We start from the raw sequence: 16704 nt of genomic DNA on the forward strand, positions 1-16704 counted from the left end.
GAACTTGGGTAGCCGAGTAAAATATGGGTATGTCCCTGGGCTGACCTGCGGCCCTGGGACCAACGAAAGGAGTGACTTGTGGGCCTGAGTGATAAGATCAACAGCAAGAGCGACGAAGCCGTCGGCGCTGCTAAGGAGAAGATCGGTGGCCTCACCGATGACAGCGATCTCAAGAGCGCGGGCGCCGATCAGAAGGCCAGTGGCAAGGTAGCTCAGAAGGTCGAGGACGTCAAAGACAAGGCGAATGACCTCAAGCACAATGTCCAGGCTGCGGCTGACAAGCTAAAGGGTTGATAATGTCGGGCCGGGCATCAGGTGCCCGGCCCGCTTCCTGCTATGACAGCACAGTCCCAGCACCGCTTTGACACCGCCATTGGCGAGTTAGAAGTAACAGTTACCGCTCATGGGCTCAGTCGGCTCGTCTTCGTCAAGACAGATCCATCACCGCCGCCACTTTCGACATCACATGCTCGCCGCAGCGGTGACATCATCTCTTGTGCCATTGCACAGATCACCGAGTACTTGTCAGGATCGCGGACCTCATTCGACGTAGCGCTGGATCTTTCTGCGACGACGGACTTCCAACGCACTGTACTAACCGGGTTGCAAACAGTGCCTTATGGGCAAACTGTCAGCTACCGCCAACTTGCGAGCATCATTGGACGGCCGAATGCGTCACGCGCCGTCGGCCACGCCTGTGCAACAAACCCTCTGCCCATCCTCATTCCGTGCCACCGCGTGCTACGCAGTAACGGCCAGCTAGGAGGCTATCTCGGTGGTCCTCGCCTCAAGCGCTTCCTGCTCAATCTAGAGAGTGTCACCTCCGCTCCCTTGCCAGCGTGACCGACCAGGTGCCGTCGAGGCAACAAGCCGCCATGCCGAGTTGTTCGAGGACGCTTAGCGCAGCCGAACACTGAGCAACGGGAACTCCAGCCAAAACCGCTAACTCATCTAGCCCGCACGATCCATGAGCGGGGAGTGCCTCATGAACAGCCAGCTCAATGGCATCCAGGATGTCAGTCGGCAAGCTGCGCCCTGCTGGTCTCTCCGGTTCTGGGGCGAGCTCCCCAACAATCCCTCTGACGTCGTCAGCATCGCGCACCAAGATCGCCTCACCATCACGGATCAGTTTGTTCGTCCCCGTCGACCGACTCGAGGTCACTGGCCCGGGGACTGCCATGACGGCATTTCCTAATGCGTTGGCCCACGACGCGGTATTGATCGCTCCCGACCGCCAACCAGCTTCCACAACGACCGTGCCAGTCGTCAGTGCCGCGATGAGCCGGTTTCGGGCGAGGAATCCAGGTCGCGTCGGGTGACGACCCAGCGGTAGCTCTGAAACGAGGGCACCTGTTCCCGCGATCTGTTCCAGCACTGCGCTGTTGCCACGGGGATAAAGGGTGTCAAGTCCACATGCGAGGACGCTAACCGTGTTTCCGCGAGCGGACAATGCCCCACGGTGAGCCGCCACATCGATACCGAACGCGCCGCCAGATATAACAGTATGGCTTCCCGTTCCGTCACAGTGTCCCCGTACTAAGCGGTAGGCCATTTCTACGGCAACGTCTTGACCATAGCTGCTAGCAGACCGGCATCCCACAATGGCCACCGCCCGCTGAGAGATATCAGCGAGGTGAGCAGGCCCCGTAACCCACAGCCCCACAGGTGCCCCACCCATTCCAGATTTCCCCACCCGCGCGAGGCTGTCGAGACCCGTGGGCCATTCCTCATCCCCTGGAATGAGGAACCTCATCGCAGCCTTTTCCGACCGCTCCACGAGTTGATCGACGTCGAGCGATTTAGCTCGTTTGTGCCAACGTTCGCCAGAATCGGTAAGCATGTGCTGCCACAGCTCTTCAGCGGTCATCTCAACTAGTCGTTTCGCCATCACCCCCGGCTCGGCAGCAGCTGTCAGAGCGGCCCGCGCCAATCTCTCGCTCGTCCACGTCATCGCAATCTCCCTCGTCGCATTCCCATGGCCTCCGCCACACACGCTTTGTCAACCTCGTCCTTGCCCTCGAGGTCGGCCACCGTCCACGCGATTCGCAGCACTTTGTCGACGCCTCGCGCCGTGAGCCGTCCGGTTGTCAGAGCATCTTCGATGATTCGAGTGGCGTCATTGGCCGGCAACATCTGCCGTAAGACTTTTCCTGGAACCTCGGCGTTGCATCGCCAGGGAACTCCCCGCCACCGGGCGGCAGCACGCTCACGGGCTTGCGCGACCCGCTCGTGCACCGCTGCACTAGATTCCCCCGCGGGCAGAGCTGACGCATCAAGCAGATGCGCCGACGTCAGCGGTCGCATCCTGACTGTGACGTCCACTCTGTCTAGGATCGGGCCCGAAAGCCGACCTGAATACCGGCGAACCTGTTGCGGAGTGCACGTGCACCGTCCCGATGGGTCATCGGCCAGCCCACACGGGCACGGATTGAGCGCCATAACAAGCTGAAACCGAGCCGGGAACGTCGTGTGTGCCTGAGAACGTCCAATAACGATTTCCCCCGTCTCCAGCGGTCCACGCAGCGAGTCCAACACCTTTGGCGCAAACTCCGGAGCCTCGTCGAGAAACAACACCCCTCGATGCGCTAGCGAGATCGCGCCGGGTTGGGCAATACGTACTCCCCCACCGACCATGGCCGCCATCGACACCGAATGATGGGGTTGAGCCAGTGGGGGCCTCGTCATGAGACGCCCGCTCCCTCGTCCGGCCAAGGAATGCAGTGCGGTGACTTCGAGGGCGTCACGGTGATCAAGTCGGGGAAGAATCCCAGGTAACCGTCGTGCCAACATAGATTTCCCACAACCAGGAGCGCCACGTAGCAGAATGTGGTGACGCCCCGCTGCCGCTACTTCAAGGGCTCGGCGCGCCTCGTGCTGGCCGATAACCTCCGTTAGGTCTCCTATCCCCGGATCGGTGTCGGGAGACCCCACAATGGGGCCCTCAGGAGGCACCACTGGACGACCATGTAACACGTCGACAACGTCACCCAGATGGCCGACTGGCCAGATCATCAATCCCTCGACGAGACTGGCCTCATCACTCTGACTAGCCGGTACTACCGCCCGCTCAAACCCAGCCTCCCGCGCCGCTAGCAGCGCGGGCAGCACGCCGCGCACAGGCCGTACTCGGCCGTCCAGCCCAAGTTCTCCAATCAGAACCGTCGATCCCAAGAGAGCCTGTGGGACCTTTCCATCAGCAGCCAGCGTCGCTGCAGCAATGGCCAGATCAAAATGCGTCCCAGCCTTTGGTAGGCCAGCTGGCGTGAGATTGATCGTCAACACATTGCTAGGCCACGACAACCCCGTCGCGCAGACAGCGGCCCGACATCGGTCCCGGGCCTCGTGGAGGGCCGCGTCTGGCAGACCGACAAGCACGGTACGCGGCAGTCCGGACGAAATTGCGGCTTCCACCTCAACCATGGAGCCTTCCATCCCTACCAACGCGACCGACCACGCACTTGCGCCGGTCACCGGATACCTCGCACATGTGTGACAGTTGGCTCGGCGCCCGGGCGCACCATGACACCGATGGCGTCAATCCGCACCGAGTGGACCCCGTCGTCCTGGTTAACCAACCACGCCAGTGCTAGTTCGTGAAGCTTACGGACCTTCGCCGTCGTAATAGATTCCAGCGGGTCGCCGAAGCCAGTGCCTAACCTGGCCTTCACCTCGATAAAGACAACGGTCTGGTCGTCACGCGCGATGAGGTCAATCTCTCCCACATCACACGTCCAGTTACGCGCGATGATTGTCCATCCCAGGGACTCCACATACTGAGCGGCAAGATCCTCGCCCCACGCACCGAACGCGGGTCTGCAACCACGACGCCCACGCAACGCAGCTCCACGCGGGGTCGTCAGCTCTGCCGACAATGGCTTAGGTGTCATCATTCACCACCTCCGACAACAGTTATCGTCGGAGAACACCTGATTATTCAGTTATCCACAGATCAATGTTTCGGGATCAGAAGCACCATAAGTTATCCACAAAGCCCCACGCCGGTAACGAAACCTCTGCCACCGATAAGTAGATGACCTACGAGGTCTACAGACGATTCCGACTCGGAGTGGAAACCGGTCAAGACCACACGATGCCCACACTCACGTCACAGGATTGGACATGGACACGTAACGTCAAGGAATGCGAGCCTGGCGTTACTTAGACGGCACCTCGTCAAAGTCAGCATGCACGATCTCCTCAATGGATACATCGCGGAAGGTAAGGATCTTGGCGCTCTTGACGAACCTAGATGGCCGGTACATGTCCCACACCCAGGCATCCGCCATAGACACCTCGTAGTAGACGTCGCCCCCCTCGGTGCGAACCTTGAGATCGACGACGTTACACAAATAGAACCGTCTCTCGGTTTCTACGGCATATTTGAAGATCCCGACGACGTCCTTGTACTCGCGGTAGAGCTCCAACTCCATCCGATTCTCGTACTGTTCCAGATCTTCGGCACTCATGATGAATGAAGCCTAGCCGCTCGTCGCACATTGGCGTAGCTCATCCGGTGTTGACGAGACGGTCCTAACTCCTTCAGACGGCGCTGGTGTAAGGCTGTCGCGTACCCCTTGTGCACCGCAAAATCGTAACCAGGAATCTCGGCGTCCATAGCGATCATGATGCGATCCCTGGCCACTTTGGCCACGATGGAGGCAGCTGCCACACACGCACACACTGAATCGCCCTTCCACATTCCCAGATCGGGAACCGTGAGTCCGTCGACCGGGAAACCGTCCGACAGCACGTATCCCGGTTCAACTCCCAGCCTCACCACGGCACGCCTTAAGCCGCTGATATCTGCCTCCTGCATCCCCAACCGATCGCATTCGTCGGCTTCTACACGTACCCACGACACTGCCAAAGCTTTATCCATGATGACGTTAAACAGGGCCTCTCTCTTGGCCGCAGATAGTGTCTTGGAATCTGCTAGCCCCGCAATCCTGCCGGATCTGCGATCATCAAGAATGACAGCTGCGGCTACCAATGGCCCTGCACACGCGCCCCGCCCCGCCTCGTCGCATCCGGCCACGGGGCCGAGTCCGGCCCTCGCTAGGGCCCGTTCATGGCCCATCGGCCCCGACCCGACTCGCACCGACATGGAATCCGTCACTTAGGGCAGCACGCGTTACCGACGCAGATGCGCGCCTTGCCTGGAGCTGACGACGACCTATCCGGGATTCCTCGGAAAATGTCAGGAGTCCCCAGTCCCTCAATGCGATTGAGAGGCATGAGAATGGCCTTTGCCGGCCCAACGACGTCATCGAGCGGCACAAACGCAGGAGCGCCCGTATACTCACCCGGATCAAGGTCTTGGAGGTGATAGCGCGAGTCACCCGAGGCATTGCGATGGTCCCCCAAGACGAACATCCGCCCCCGAGGAACAGTGACCCGGAATTCCATCGCCGAGGGTTTAACCATTTCACCATTTTCGGAGTACAGGTATGACCGCTCGTCAAGCGCCTTACCGTTGACGGTCACCTGGCCGTTGACGTTGCAGCAGGCAACGGTGTCCCCAGGCATGCCGATCACTCGCTTAATGAGGTAGTTCGAGCTCTTGTTAGGCAACAACCCGACGAATTCGAGGATCTGTCCTGGAACAGAGCGGCGATCCTGGGCAGCAGGTAGCCAATGTTCGGTGTCTTTGAACACGACGACGTCGCCCCGATGAAAATCGGCGGCTTTCACCGCGATCACGCGGTCGCCCACCTGCAAGGTGTTTTGCATAGACTTCGACGGGATGACAAACATCTGAGCGACGAAACCACGCAGCACAGCTGAGATGATGAGGGCACCAACGACGATGAGAACAACTTCGATCGCCCCCGACCGAAAGCGCTGCCACCCAGACGCCTGTTCCCCACGTGCTGTTGCATCGTCAGAGTCCCTGGTGTCGCCGTTTGCAGCCCGCCTCGCCCGGTAGTCATCCGCCACGGCAAAACCTCTCCCTCATCCCCTGTGGGAACTTCCCGTCGGGTGCCACCTTGCAGTGTAACCAACGCACAGAAAAAAGCTGCATCATGACGCGCCTACCCCAGATGTGAGTGGAACCATACAAAAACGGGGCTTCGCCGTAACGAAACCCCGTTGCTGTTAAGACGACGTCAGCGAGCTGAGCCCCTCTCCTTAATCTTGGCCGCCTTGCCACGCCGGCCGCGCAGGTAGTACAGCTTGGCGCGACGGACCGCACCGTGGCGATCAACCTCGATCTTGTCAATGATCGGGGAATGCAGCGGGAAGGTACGCTCAACACCGGTCCCGAAGCTCAGCTTGCGGACGGTAAAGGACTCCTGGACGCCACCACCGGTACGCGAGATGACGATCCCGGAGAAGACCTGCACACGGGTACGGCTACCCTCAACAACCTTGACGTGGACCTTCACCGAGTCGCCAGGACGGAACTCGGGGATGTCGTCGCGCATCGAGGCCTTGTCGATCTCGTCGATGATGTTGCTCATAGTGTTTCCTCGCCGGTGCCACAGGTCACCTGGTGCTCGTGTTCACAAAGATTTCGTTCCCCGAGCGCCGGACTGTCCCCCTGTGGCAGGAGCCGGACACGGACAACACCGCGGTATTTTTCCATACCCATGGCTCTGGCATCAAATCCACCATCACTCGTGCCCGCCAACAGGCAGTGCTCCACAACATAACCGGGCTCCGACACCGCGAGGTGTCGGAGCCCGAGTAATCGACCACACGAGTCAGGACTCAGTCGTCCTTGCCGTCGTGCTTGAACAGCGACGCAATGAGGTCGCGGTTGAGCTGGCTGATGGACTCCAGCGGAATACCTTTCGGGCACACCGAGGCGCACTCACCAATGTTGGTGCAGCCACCGAATCCTTCAGCGTCGTTCTGCGCAGCCATAGCCTCAACACGACGCATCCGCTCCGGCTGACCCTGCGGAAGCATGGCCAGGTGAGTGATCTTCGCAGAAGTAAACAGCATCGAGGAGCCGTTCGGGCAGGCCGCCACGCAGGCGCCACAACCGATGCAGGTAGCGGCGTCGAAGGAGCGGTCAGAGCGCTTCTTGTTGACCTGAACAGCGTGAGCGTCCGGGGCAGCACCGGTGTTCACCGAGACATAGCCGCCAGCCTGGATGACGCGGTCAAGGGCCGAGCGATCCACGATAAGGTCACGCAGAATCGGGAAGGCACCCGACTTCCATGGCTCGATCGTGATGGTCGAGCCATCGGCGAAGGAGCGCATGTGCAGCTGACACGTAGTGGTACGCACCGGCTGGGCAACACCCATACCACCGTGCGGCACACCATTGATGACGATGCCGCACTGACCGCAAATACCCTCGCGGCAGTCCGAGTCAAATGCGACGGGCTCTTCACCCTGAGCGGTGAGGTTCTCGTTGAGCATGTCCAACATCTCAAGGAAGGACATATCACCGGAAACACCGTCCAGGGTGTACTCGACGAGGCGGCCCTGATCCTTGGAATTGCGCTGACGCCAGATTCGCAGGTTGATCTTCACTTGTAGCTCCTCTGCTTGACCTGGATGGACTTGTAGACCAGCGGCTCCTTGTGCAGGGTCGGCTTGTGGCCTTCGCCAGTCCACTCCCAGGCAGCGACGTACTGATACTCGTCGTCGTGACGCATGGCCTCGCCCTCTTCGGTCTGAGACTCAGCGCGGAAGTGACCACCACAAGACTCGCGACGGTGTAGAGCGTCGATGCACATCAGTTCACCGAGCTCCAAGAAGTCGGCGAGCCGACCAGCGCGCTCGAGGGTCTGATTGAGCTCCTCGTTGACGCCGGTGACCTTAACGTTGGTCCAGAACTCGTTGCGCAGATTGCGGATGAGACCAATAGCCTTAATGAGGCCGGCCTCGCTGCGCTCCATACCGCAGTACTCCCACATGATGTGGCCAAGTTCCTTGTGGATCGAGTCGACGGTACGGGTTCCATTAATCGTTAGCAGCTTGTTGATACGGCTCTCGACAGCCTGACGGGCTTCAACCGCGGCCGGATGCTTCTCATCGACCATGCCGAACTTCGGAGAGTCCGCCAGGTAATCGGTGATGGTGTTGGGCAGCACCCAGTAGCCATCAGCCAGACCCTGCATCAGGGCCGAAGCACCGAGCCGGTTAGCGCCGTGATCGGAGAAGTTGGCCTCACCACAGACAAACAGACCCGGAATGGTCGACTGCAGGTCATAGTCGACCCACAGGCCACCCATCGTGTAGTGCACCGCAGGGTAGATACGCATGGGAACCTCATACGGGTTCTCGTCGGTAATCCGCTGGTACATGTCGAAGAGGTTGCCGTACTTCTTTTCCACGGCATCCTTACCCATACGCTGGATGGCCTCGGAGAAGTCGAGGTACACACCACGGGCACGCATGTGCTCGGTGCCGTCAGAATCGACCTCACGAACCTTCGGACCGACACCACGACCCTCGTCACAGCGGTACTTGGCTTGACGGGATGCAATGTCACGAGGAACCAGGTTGCCGAAGGACGGGTAGATGCGCTCCAAGTAGTAGTCGCGATCTTCCTCGGGGATGTCGCGAGGATCCTTTTCACAATCTTCCGCGCGCTTGGGCACCCAGATACGGCCGTCGTTACGCAGCGACTCCGACATCAGAGTCAGCTTCGACTGGTTTTCACCATGCACCGGGATGCAGGTCGGGTGGATCTGGGTGTAGCAGGGGTTGCCGAAGTAAGCGCCCTTACGGTGGGCACGCCACGAGGCGGTGGCATTGCAGCCCATGGCGTTCGTCGACAGGAAGAAGACGTTGCCGTAACCACCGGTAGCCAGGACGACGGCGTCACCAAACCACTCTTCGATCTTGCCGGTAACCATGTCACGAGTCACGATGCCGCGAGCTCGCCCGTCGGCGACGATGAGCTCGACCATCTCGTGACGGGTGTGCATGTGCACGGTGCCGGCGTGAACCTGCCGCTCGAGGGCTTGGTAGGCGCCGATGAGCAGCTGCTGGCCCGTCTGGCCGCGAGCGTAGAAGGTGCGCTGCACCTGGACGCCACCGAAGGAACGGTTGTCGAGCAGGCCACCGTACTCACGGGCGAACGGAACGCCCTGGGCGACACACTGGTCGATGATGTTCGCGCTGACCGCGGCGAGCCGGTAAACGTTCGTCTCGCGGGAGCGGTAATCGCCACCTTTGACGGTGTCGTAGAACAGGCGGTAGATCGAATCACCGTCATTCTTGTAGTTCTTCGCGGCGTTAATTCCGCCCTGGGCCGCGATCGAGTGAGCGCGACGCGGAGAGTCCTGGTAGCAGAAGTTCTCGACGCGGTAACCGGCCTCACCGAGAGTTGCGGCGGCAGCGCCACCAGCTAGACCGGTACCAACAATGATGACCGTCATCTTGCGACGGTTAGCCGGGTTGACCAGACGCGAGGTGAACTGGCGATCAGTCCAGATCTTCTCGATCGGAAGGTCATGGTTGGCCTTCGTGTCGTGGATTTCGTCGCCGGTCGTCCAGTACTGGTCGGCGAGAGCGGCGTTGTTATTGGATGCAGCAGTTGCAGTCATCAGGAGATCACCCCGAACAGGACCAGGAATGGAGGAGTCATGAAGCCCACGAAGATCACGATGGCGACGATCCAGGAACACACGCGCAGCACAGCGCGAGCGGTACCAGAGACGTTGACGCCGAGGGTCGCAAAGGCACTCCAGAAACCGTGGGAGACGTGCATGCACACCGCGATCATGGCGATGAGGTAAATGAGCACGAACCACCAGTGGCTGAAGGCCGTAAGTACCATCCCTGCGCGTCCAGCTGCATCGGTGGGCGGGTTATTGAGCAAGTCAGGGCTAATGGTGAACTGCAGCAGGTGGAGGATGAGGAATAGGAAGATGATCCAGCCACCCCAGAACATCGTGCGGGCAGCATAGGTATTCTCCGGCGAGAGGTTCTTCTTAACCGAGTAACGGCCAGCGCCACCGGTTCCAATGTTGCGCTGCTTGTTAACGCGAATCGCCGACCAAATGTGCAGCACGATCGCCAGCAACATGAAGATCCGGAAAATCCACAAGAAGGATTCACCCGGCAGGATCGGGTTGAGAATCGTGCGAAGAAAACCGGCGTAACGATTGAATTCCTCGTTACTAGCGAGCAGCTTCAAGTTGCCAAACATGTGCATGAGCAGGAAGAGGATTAAGATCAGCCCGGTGACGGCCATGAGGGCCTTCGCCGCGACAGTTGATCGCACCGCTCTCTGATGAGTAGTAAGTGTTGTAGTCGCCACGGACCAAAGACTAGCCAATTACCAGCCCTTTTGCGCCCCCACCCCCTGTGTTTTCGAAAACTTCCCTCGACCCTTGGTTCACTAAGGGTTTTACTCTTGATTATCGCAACATTTTCGGTTCGAATTTTGTCGATTAGAGACGCTTCAATGGGGAACACCGAAGTCGGAATCCGTCAGATCAGGACGCCGCTCACACGTCAGGCGGACTGACTCATCACGGCGCCACTTCGCAATTCGACCATGATGACCACTCATGAGAACCTCGGGGACATCGAGGCCACGCCATGAGACCGGCCGGGTGAACAGCGGATACTCCAGCAAGCCGTCTTGCCCGGCCGAGAACGACTCCTCCGCTAGAGACTCCGGGTTACCCATGAACCCGGGCACCAGCCGAACCACGGCCTCAGTGATAGCCAGAGCCGCTACTTCTCCCCCATTAAGCACGTAGTCTCCCAGGCTCACCTCATGAACAGTCCACATCGACCGCGCATAGTCGATCACGCGGTGGTCGATCCCCTCGTACCGTCCGCAACAGAACACGATCCGCACCGCCGACGACAACTCTTGAGCAGCAGACTGGGTAAATGGCGCACCTGACGGGCTAGGGAAAATCACATGAACCGACGAGTCCGGCTCAGTGCCAATGATCTCGTCGAAAGCTTCCCCCCAAGGGTCAGGCTTCATGACCATGCCCGCGCCTCCGCCACACGGGGTGTCGTCCACGGTGCGATGGCGATCGTGGGTCCAGTCGCGCAAGTCGTGGGCGTGGACCTCCACCAGACCGTTGACTGCCGCCTTACCCAGCAAAGATATGTCGAGGACATCAAAGTACGCCGGAAAAATTGACAGGTAGTCCAGCCTCATCGTCACCTCGCCTCTTCAGCGTTCGAATCGAGCAAGCCAGGAATGCCACTGACGACGATCCGCCCGGACGCCACATCGACAGTAGGGACGAGTTGGTGGACGAAAGGAACCAGATGTTCCTCCCCACTTACGTCGATCACGAGCACATCTTGGGCTGGCATATGAAGCACATCTTTGACAGCCCCGCGGCTTTTACCTGATTCATCAACCACTGTCAGCCCACGCAACCGGCGATCCCAGAATTCATCGGGGTCATCGGGGTCATCGTTGGGCTCAACGTCAACGACGAGAACCGATCCGCGTAGCTCCTCTGCCCCCTGACGATCTTTCACTTCGTCAAAAGCGACGATAAGGCAGCCCTTGGCCCAGCGGGACCGTACAACCGTCAGATCACGTCTGGACCCCTCAATCTGCACCGTGGCACCTACTCCAAACCTCGCATCTGGTTCGTCCGTACGCACCTCAACGACGACGTCACCTCGCAGACCATGGGCACGACCTACTCGTCCGACGACGACCTCCACCGTTGCCGACTCTTCCACTGTGACTCCTGGGGAATGATGAGATTAGACAAGATGCCAGACACAGCACATGGGCCGCAGCCCCGCCAGAGCGGAACCACGGCCCATATTGTCAAAGGACTGGCGATTCAGTGACGATGGCCACGGTGGTCGGAATGCCGTCCCGACCCGCGTCGATCAACATCAACGAAGTCGATCCTGATCTGCTCGTCACCGGCCAACGCACCAATAACCGTGCGCAACGAAGAGGCCGTACGACCCTGACGACCGATGACCTTACCAATGTCGGAAGGATTGACGCGCACCTCAAGCATCCGGCCGCGTCGCAGGTCCTTCTCCCGGACCCGGACGTCGTCAGGATTGGCGACGATGCCAGAGACGAGGTGTTCCAGGGCGTCGGCTAGCACGATCAGGCCTCAGCCTTCTCGCCACTGTTGTCTCCAGCCGCCGACTCGGAAGCCTCGTCAGCAGCTGCCCCTTCGGACTTCTTGGTGATGGCCTCACGCGGGGCCTCGTCGGCCTCAGCCAGGGCAGCGTTGAACAGATCATCCTTGTTGGGACGCTCGGGCTGCGGTTTGACACCAGACGGCGAAGTATCGCCGGTGAACTTCTGCCAATCACCGGTGCGCTTCAGCAAAGCAACAACAGCTTCAGTCGGCTGGGCACCGACGCCGAGCCAGTACTGCACGCGCTCAGAGTCGATCACAATGACCGACGGATCGGCCTTGGGATGGTACTGGCCGATTTCCTCAATAGCACGACCGTCACGCTTAGCGCGCGAGTCCATGACGACGACACGGTAGTGCGGGGTACGGATCTTGCCGAGACGCTTCAGACGAATTTTGGTAGCCACGTGTGTGGTAACTCCTGTAGTGAGACGCCCGGGACGAAACCCGGGAAGTTACGGGTGAGCACGGACACGACGTGGGGACATCGCCCCCGAACTCGGGTGGAACTATCCGCCGATAAGAGAGGGCACCGAACGGACAGAAGCTCTCGACATTGTGCCACAGATAGGCAGATGACGCGAGCCGGGACGGACTTCACCTGATGACTACTCGTCCCCTCAGCACGATGTAGGTGGGAGACTCCAGCACCCCAACGTCAACCCTCGGGTCACGGTCAAGGACGAGGAGGTCAGCGGAATCGCCAATACCCAGCTGCTCACCGCCCAACCACGCGCGAGCCCGCCAGGACGCTGCTCCCAATGCCATCTCCGCTCCCCCTACGGCAGCCAACAACCGAACCTCGGAGGCAATGAGGCCGTGCTTGATAGTGCCGCCAGCGTCGGTACCGGCATAAATCGGCACTCCGGCATCCCAAGCCTTGGCGATCGTTTCATGACGGTGAGTATGGAGGTGACGCATATGTGCGGCATATTTTGGGAACTTGCCGTCGGCCTGAGCGGCGATGGACGGGAAGGTCTCGATATTGATCAAAGTCGGGACAAGCCCGACCTCGCGCTCAGCCATAGTGGCGATTGTCTCGTCGGTAAGCCCAGTGCCGTGCTCAATACAGTCAATACCGGCATCAACGAGCTGTGCGGGAGCTTCCTCGGAAAAACAGTGCGCAGTAACACGGGCACCAAGCTCATGAGCACGATCGATGGCGGCCTGGGCGATATCTGCGGGCCACAACGGAGCGAGATCCCCCTCGTCGCGATCAATCCAGTCACCGACAAGCTTGACCCAACCATCACCGGATCGAGCCTGACGATCGACCTCGGCAACGAGATTTTCCGGATCTACCTCAGCTGCGTAGTTACGGATGTAACGCTTAGGGCGGGCGATGTGGCGTCCGGCACGAATGACCCGCGGAAGGTCGTCGCGGTCGTCGATCCAATGGGTATCACTCGGCGATCCAGCATCGCGGATGAGAAGGGTGCCCGTCTTCGCCTCGGTCCGGGCCTGCTCGTCGGCAGTCTCCGTGCCAACGGCACCATGAGCATCGAGGCCAATGTGGTTATGGGCGTCAACTAGACCGGGAATGATCCAACAGCCGTCAGCCAAAGTTCGAGCCCCCGAGAGCGGCCCTTCCACGAGGACTCCGTCGTGAACCCATAGTTCACGTTCTTCCCCGTCAGGTAGCACGACGCCCCGGATACGCAAGTCTTCATCAGGAGCGGTTTGGGCCTCACGGGCCATATGGGTATGAGTCCATCCGTCGTGGGTGTGAGTGTGGAACAACGGCTGGGTGTCCTCGGTCATGGCCCCATCGTGTCACGAAGTCGCGGGGAGAAGTAATGTCAAACTCGCGATCTCTTCACACATCACCGACGCTGGTTCAACGCGGTCTCTTGTTCGTTTGGTTGAACATCTGCTGCATTGACGGCGGCATCTTGAATTCACTCATTGCCTTCTGCAGATCTTCCTGACTGGGTTGCTGCTGGCCCTGCAACCCGAACGCCTCACCGCTGCTCCGCTGCGGTTTCTTTGCAGCTTGACGAGCCTGAGCAGCACGCTTGGCGGGATTACCAGAGCCCTTACGGTTCTTCTGCTTCTTCTTCGACTGTTTGGAACCGCGCTTAGCCATGGACCCCATCATGCGGCCAGCACCAGGACCCATCATCTGGCCCATCTGGCTCATCATCTTCCGAGCGTCAACAAATCGATTGACCAGGTTGTTGACGTCACGAACTTCCACGCCAGACCCGTTAGCAATACGGGCACGACGTGACCCGTTGAGGATCGACACGTCAGCACGCTCGGCCGGAGTCATCGCGCAGATGATGGCCTCAATGCGGTCAATCTCCCGCTCATCGATGTTCTCAATCTGGCCTTTCATCTGGCCGACGCCGGGGAGCATGCCCATGATCTTGGACATCGGGCCCATGCGACGCATTTGACGCATGAGACCGAGGAAGTCATCGAGACCGAACTCCCCCTTGCCTGCCATGAGCTTGGCCGCAGCCGCCTGAGATTGCTCCTGATCGAAAGCTTTCTCGGCTTGCTCGATAAGGGTGAGCATGTCACCCATATCGAGGATGCGCGAGGCCATCCGGTCGGGATGGAAAACGTCGAAGTCCTTGAGACCCTCACCCGAGGAAGCAAACATGATCGGCTTGCCGACCACACGAGCAATGGACAGAGCTGCGCCGCCGCGAGCGTCGCCGTCAAGTTTGGTCAGGACAACGCCGTCGAATCCGACTCCCTCCTGGAAGGCCACCGCAGTGTTGACCGCGTCCTGACCAATCATGGCGTCAACGACGAAGAGGGTCTCGTCAGGGTCGGTAGCAGTCTTGATGTCAGCCGCTTGAGCCATCATCTCGGCGTCGACGCCCAGACGACCAGCGGTGTCGATGATGACGACGTCGTACAGCTTGTGCTCGGCCTCTGCGACGGCATCACGGGCTACCTGGACGGGATCCCCAACTCCGTTGCCAGGTTCAGGAGCGAAGACGTGCACCCCGGCACGTTCTCCGACCACCTGCAACTGAGTGACGGCATTGGGCCGCTGGAGGTCGCAGGCGGCCAACAACGGGGAGTGGCCCTCTTCCTTGAACCACCGAGCCAACTTCCCAGCCAGGGTCGTCTTGCCAGCACCTTGCAAGCCGGCAAGCATGACGATCGTCGGGGGAGTCTTCGCAAACCGAACCGTACGGGTCTGCCCTCCGAGGATCTCGACGAGTTCCTCGTTGACAATCTTGACGATCTGTTGGGTCGGATTGAGCGCTTTAGAAAGCTCCTCGCCGTGGCAACGCTCTTTAATGGCCGCCACGAATTCCTTGACGACCGACAAGTTGACGTCAGCCTCAAGCAGGGCGATGCGAATCTGGCGAGTCGTGGCATCGATATCGGCATCAGTGAGACGCCCCTTACCACGCAATCCCTTGAAGGTTGATGCGAGGCGGTCTTGGAGAGTGTCGAACACGGTTGTCCTTCAGCGCGCTAGTTCCTTACCAGGACAGACTACCGTCCCAGACTCGATCATGACTCCCGGCGGCAATTACAGCCCGAACTGGCCAAGCCACTGTAATGACTGCTCGATATACGGTGTGTACACACTGACGCGGTGTCCGCCACCCGTGAGCAAGATAAAGGTGAACTGCTTCATGCCTTTGGCGACATGGTAAAACTGGCCTCCGTCCGGGCCGACTTGCCCGTTCGAAACCACCGGTACACGACCGGGCCCCCAGCTCTGCAAATCGTTGGGGTTGAGCACGGACAGAAACCGCACGCTGCGCTCAATCTTGCGTTCCTGGACCCTACGCACCACCGAGCTGTTGGCCATAAGGGGTCGGGCCATGTTGGCGATGCGCGGATTCTCGAACATGGGATGGTAGTACCCACCCAAAGAGAACCCGGCATTGAAAGCCCTGGGATATTTAGTCGACAAATTGGCAGCGCAGTAGCCACCGGTGCTCCATCCACCGATGAAACGTGACCCGCGCTCGTGACCGACCCGGTAGTGCGACTCAAGCCGCGGGATAACAATCTTCATGATCCATGTCTCATGCCGGTAGGGACCAACGTCAACGCACTCGCTGTCGACACCGTCACGAATCTTGCCCGGCAAGAACACGATGACGAAGGGATTGACCTTCCTGCCCTTGATGAGTTCGGTTGCTGGACCGATGAAGTCGATCGACTTGTTGTCACGCTGACCAGTGTCATTGACGCCCCCGATGTAGAACAACACCGGAAATCGAGTGCGACGCTCCGACTTTTCAAAGTACTGGGGTGGCAGCCAGACTGGAACGCGCGCATATTGGGCATCCGCGCCAGGCACCGTTATTGCGCTCACCTGACCGTTGGGATGGGGGTTGGACTTACTGATCGGAATATCTTTGACCTTGGTGCGTCGGATCGGGACTAGATCATGGGTCGGAGCCTCTGGTTGGACCTCTCCCAACAGGTCAGACCATGACGTGAAAAACCCATACTCACGGTTGATATAGAGAAAGACGCCGGTAATCAGTAAGGCCTGCGCGAGCAAAATCACCACGAGATGGCCGAGACCGCGCAGGATCTTGCGCCACCAGCTTCCCGTACCCGCTATAGCCCGCCACACGACGAAAGCTAGAGGCAAAGCGAAGGCCGCAATAAGCACCGCTACGCACAGCTTATGGCTGAGGATACTGACCATCATGACCCC

Annotated in this window: 20 protein-coding genes; 3 read left to right on the top strand and 17 right to left on the bottom strand. The window is 59.5% G+C overall.

All coding sequences use genetic code 11. The features are described 5' to 3' along the window. The first annotated feature begins 78 nt into the window (after positions 1 to 78). Both CPA42_RS07700 and CPA42_RS13575 read left to right on the top strand, forming a co-directional pair. A complete protein-coding gene (locus tag CPA42_RS07700; RefSeq protein WP_002516099.1) occupies positions 79 to 294 on the top strand; it encodes a CsbD family protein in 216 nt (71 codons plus the stop codon). Between the two features lie 21 nt (positions 295 to 315). Next, on the top strand, positions 316 to 843 hold the full coding sequence (locus CPA42_RS13575) for a methylated-DNA--[protein]-cysteine S-methyltransferase (RefSeq protein WP_002541508.1): 528 nt from the start codon (positions 316 to 318) through the stop codon (positions 841 to 843). Here CPA42_RS13575 and dprA read toward each other — a convergent pair. The 7 genes from dprA to rplS form a co-directional block, all read right to left on the bottom strand. Beyond that, positions 818 to 1951, bottom strand: coding sequence for a DNA-processing protein DprA (dprA, locus tag CPA42_RS07710; protein ID WP_002516129.1), 1134 nt, complete (start codon positions 1949 to 1951; stop codon positions 818 to 820). The genes CPA42_RS13575 and dprA overlap by 26 nt on opposite strands. Continuing rightward, a complete protein-coding gene (locus CPA42_RS07715) occupies positions 1948 to 3471 on the bottom strand; it encodes a YifB family Mg chelatase-like AAA ATPase (protein ID WP_002516122.1) in 1524 nt (507 codons plus the stop codon). Before CPA42_RS07715 ends, dprA begins: the two co-directional genes overlap by 4 nt. Continuing rightward, positions 3468 to 3890, bottom strand: a complete 423-nt coding sequence (locus CPA42_RS07720; protein ID WP_002516116.1) for a YraN family protein — start codon at positions 3888 to 3890, stop codon at positions 3468 to 3470. Before CPA42_RS07720 ends, CPA42_RS07715 begins: the two co-directional genes overlap by 4 nt. A 264-nt stretch (positions 3891 to 4154) precedes the next feature. Then, positions 4155 to 4466: a DUF2469 domain-containing protein gene (locus CPA42_RS07725; RefSeq protein WP_002516103.1), complete on the bottom strand. Its 312-nt coding sequence runs from the start codon at positions 4464 to 4466 to the stop codon at positions 4155 to 4157. Further along, on the bottom strand, positions 4463 to 5104 hold the full coding sequence (locus tag CPA42_RS07730; RefSeq protein ID WP_002550847.1) for a ribonuclease HII: 642 nt from the start codon (positions 5102 to 5104) through the stop codon (positions 4463 to 4465). Before CPA42_RS07730 ends, CPA42_RS07725 begins: the two co-directional genes overlap by 4 nt. 8 nt (positions 5105 to 5112) lie before the next feature. Then, positions 5113 to 5937, bottom strand: coding sequence for a signal peptidase I (lepB, locus tag CPA42_RS07735; protein WP_002516125.1), 825 nt, complete (start codon positions 5935 to 5937; stop codon positions 5113 to 5115). Positions 5938 to 6107: 170 nt separating this feature from the next. Beyond that, positions 6108 to 6461, bottom strand: coding sequence for a 50S ribosomal protein L19 (gene rplS / locus CPA42_RS07740; protein WP_002514242.1), 354 nt, complete (start codon positions 6459 to 6461; stop codon positions 6108 to 6110). A gap of 32 nt (positions 6462 to 6493) precedes the next feature. Between rplS and CPA42_RS07745 the strand changes: the two genes are divergently transcribed. Then, positions 6494 to 6691, top strand: a complete 198-nt coding sequence (locus CPA42_RS07745) for a hypothetical protein (RefSeq protein WP_002514243.1) — start codon at positions 6494 to 6496, stop codon at positions 6689 to 6691. A 20-nt stretch (positions 6692 to 6711) separates the two neighbouring features. Here CPA42_RS07745 and CPA42_RS07750 read toward each other — a convergent pair whose 3' ends face one another. From CPA42_RS07750 to CPA42_RS07800, 10 genes are all read right to left on the bottom strand, one after another. Beyond that, on the bottom strand, positions 6712 to 7485 hold the full coding sequence (locus CPA42_RS07750) for a succinate dehydrogenase/fumarate reductase iron-sulfur subunit (RefSeq protein WP_002516107.1): 774 nt from the start codon (positions 7483 to 7485) through the stop codon (positions 6712 to 6714). Further along, complete coding sequence (locus tag CPA42_RS07755; RefSeq protein ID WP_002516126.1) at positions 7482 to 9509, bottom strand: fumarate reductase/succinate dehydrogenase flavoprotein subunit; 2028 nt, start codon at positions 9507 to 9509, stop codon at positions 7482 to 7484. Before CPA42_RS07755 ends, CPA42_RS07750 begins: the two co-directional genes overlap by 4 nt. Continuing rightward, positions 9509 to 10189, bottom strand: a complete 681-nt coding sequence (locus CPA42_RS07760) for a succinate dehydrogenase cytochrome b subunit (RefSeq protein ID WP_002516098.1) — start codon at positions 10187 to 10189, stop codon at positions 9509 to 9511. Before CPA42_RS07760 ends, CPA42_RS07755 begins: the two co-directional genes overlap by 1 nt. A 180-nt stretch (positions 10190 to 10369) precedes the next feature. Then, positions 10370 to 11089, bottom strand: coding sequence for a tRNA (guanosine(37)-N1)-methyltransferase TrmD (gene trmD / locus CPA42_RS07765; protein ID WP_002519327.1), 720 nt, complete (start codon positions 11087 to 11089; stop codon positions 10370 to 10372). Positions 11090 to 11091: 2 nt separating this feature from the next. Further along, entirely contained in the window at positions 11092 to 11631 is a 540-nt protein-coding gene (gene rimM / locus CPA42_RS07770) for a ribosome maturation factor RimM (RefSeq protein ID WP_002516104.1), read from the bottom strand. A 107-nt stretch (positions 11632 to 11738) separates the two neighbouring features. Continuing rightward, positions 11739 to 12017: an RNA-binding protein gene (locus CPA42_RS07775; RefSeq protein WP_002514249.1), complete on the bottom strand. Its 279-nt coding sequence runs from the start codon at positions 12015 to 12017 to the stop codon at positions 11739 to 11741. 2 nt (positions 12018 to 12019) lie between these two features. Then, positions 12020 to 12463, bottom strand: coding sequence for a 30S ribosomal protein S16 (gene rpsP, locus CPA42_RS07780; RefSeq protein WP_002516115.1), 444 nt, complete (start codon positions 12461 to 12463; stop codon positions 12020 to 12022). Positions 12464 to 12653: 190 nt separating this feature from the next. Further along, positions 12654 to 13817 carry an amidohydrolase family protein gene (locus CPA42_RS07790; protein ID WP_002516093.1) on the bottom strand — a complete coding sequence of 388 codons (1164 nt, stop codon included), beginning with the start codon at positions 13815 to 13817 and terminating at the stop codon, positions 12654 to 12656. Between the two features lie 76 nt (positions 13818 to 13893). Then, positions 13894 to 15480 carry a signal recognition particle protein gene (ffh, locus tag CPA42_RS07795; RefSeq protein ID WP_002518430.1) on the bottom strand — a complete coding sequence of 529 codons (1587 nt, stop codon included), beginning with the start codon at positions 15478 to 15480 and terminating at the stop codon, positions 13894 to 13896. A 75-nt stretch (positions 15481 to 15555) separates the two neighbouring features. Continuing rightward, entirely contained in the window at positions 15556 to 16698 is a 1143-nt protein-coding gene (locus tag CPA42_RS07800) for an alpha/beta hydrolase-fold protein (protein WP_002519325.1), read from the bottom strand. Positions 16699 to 16704 lie beyond the last annotated feature (6 nt).

The sequence above is a fragment of the Cutibacterium acnes genome (assembly GCF_003030305.1).
GTDB classification, from domain to species: Bacteria; Actinomycetota; Actinomycetes; order Propionibacteriales; family Propionibacteriaceae; genus Cutibacterium; species Cutibacterium acnes.

Coding starts and splice junctions, on each gene's coding strand:
- dprA (WP_002516129.1), bottom strand. CDS start 1,951: ATGACGTGGACGAGCGAGAGATTGGCGCGGGCCGCTCTGACAGCTGCT.
- CPA42_RS07720 (WP_002516116.1), bottom strand. CDS start 3,890: ATGATGACACCTAAGCCATTGTCGGCAGAGCTGACGACCCCGCGTGGA.
- CPA42_RS07725 (WP_002516103.1), bottom strand. CDS start 4,466: ATGAGTGCCGAAGATCTGGAACAGTACGAGAATCGGATGGAGTTGGAG.
- CPA42_RS07730 (WP_002550847.1), bottom strand. CDS start 5,104: ATGTCGGTGCGAGTCGGGTCGGGGCCGATGGGCCATGAACGGGCCCTA.
- rplS (WP_002514242.1), bottom strand. CDS start 6,461: ATGAGCAACATCATCGACGAGATCGACAAGGCCTCGATGCGCGACGAC.
- CPA42_RS07755 (WP_002516126.1), bottom strand. CDS start 9,509: ATGACTGCAACTGCTGCATCCAATAACAACGCCGCTCTCGCCGACCAG.
- trmD (WP_002519327.1), bottom strand. CDS start 11,089: ATGAGGCTGGACTACCTGTCAATTTTTCCGGCGTACTTTGATGTCCTC.
- CPA42_RS07790 (WP_002516093.1), bottom strand. CDS start 13,817: ATGACCGAGGACACCCAGCCGTTGTTCCACACTCACACCCACGACGGA.
- CPA42_RS07800 (WP_002519325.1), bottom strand. CDS start 16,698: ATGATGGTCAGTATCCTCAGCCATAAGCTGTGCGTAGCGGTGCTTATT.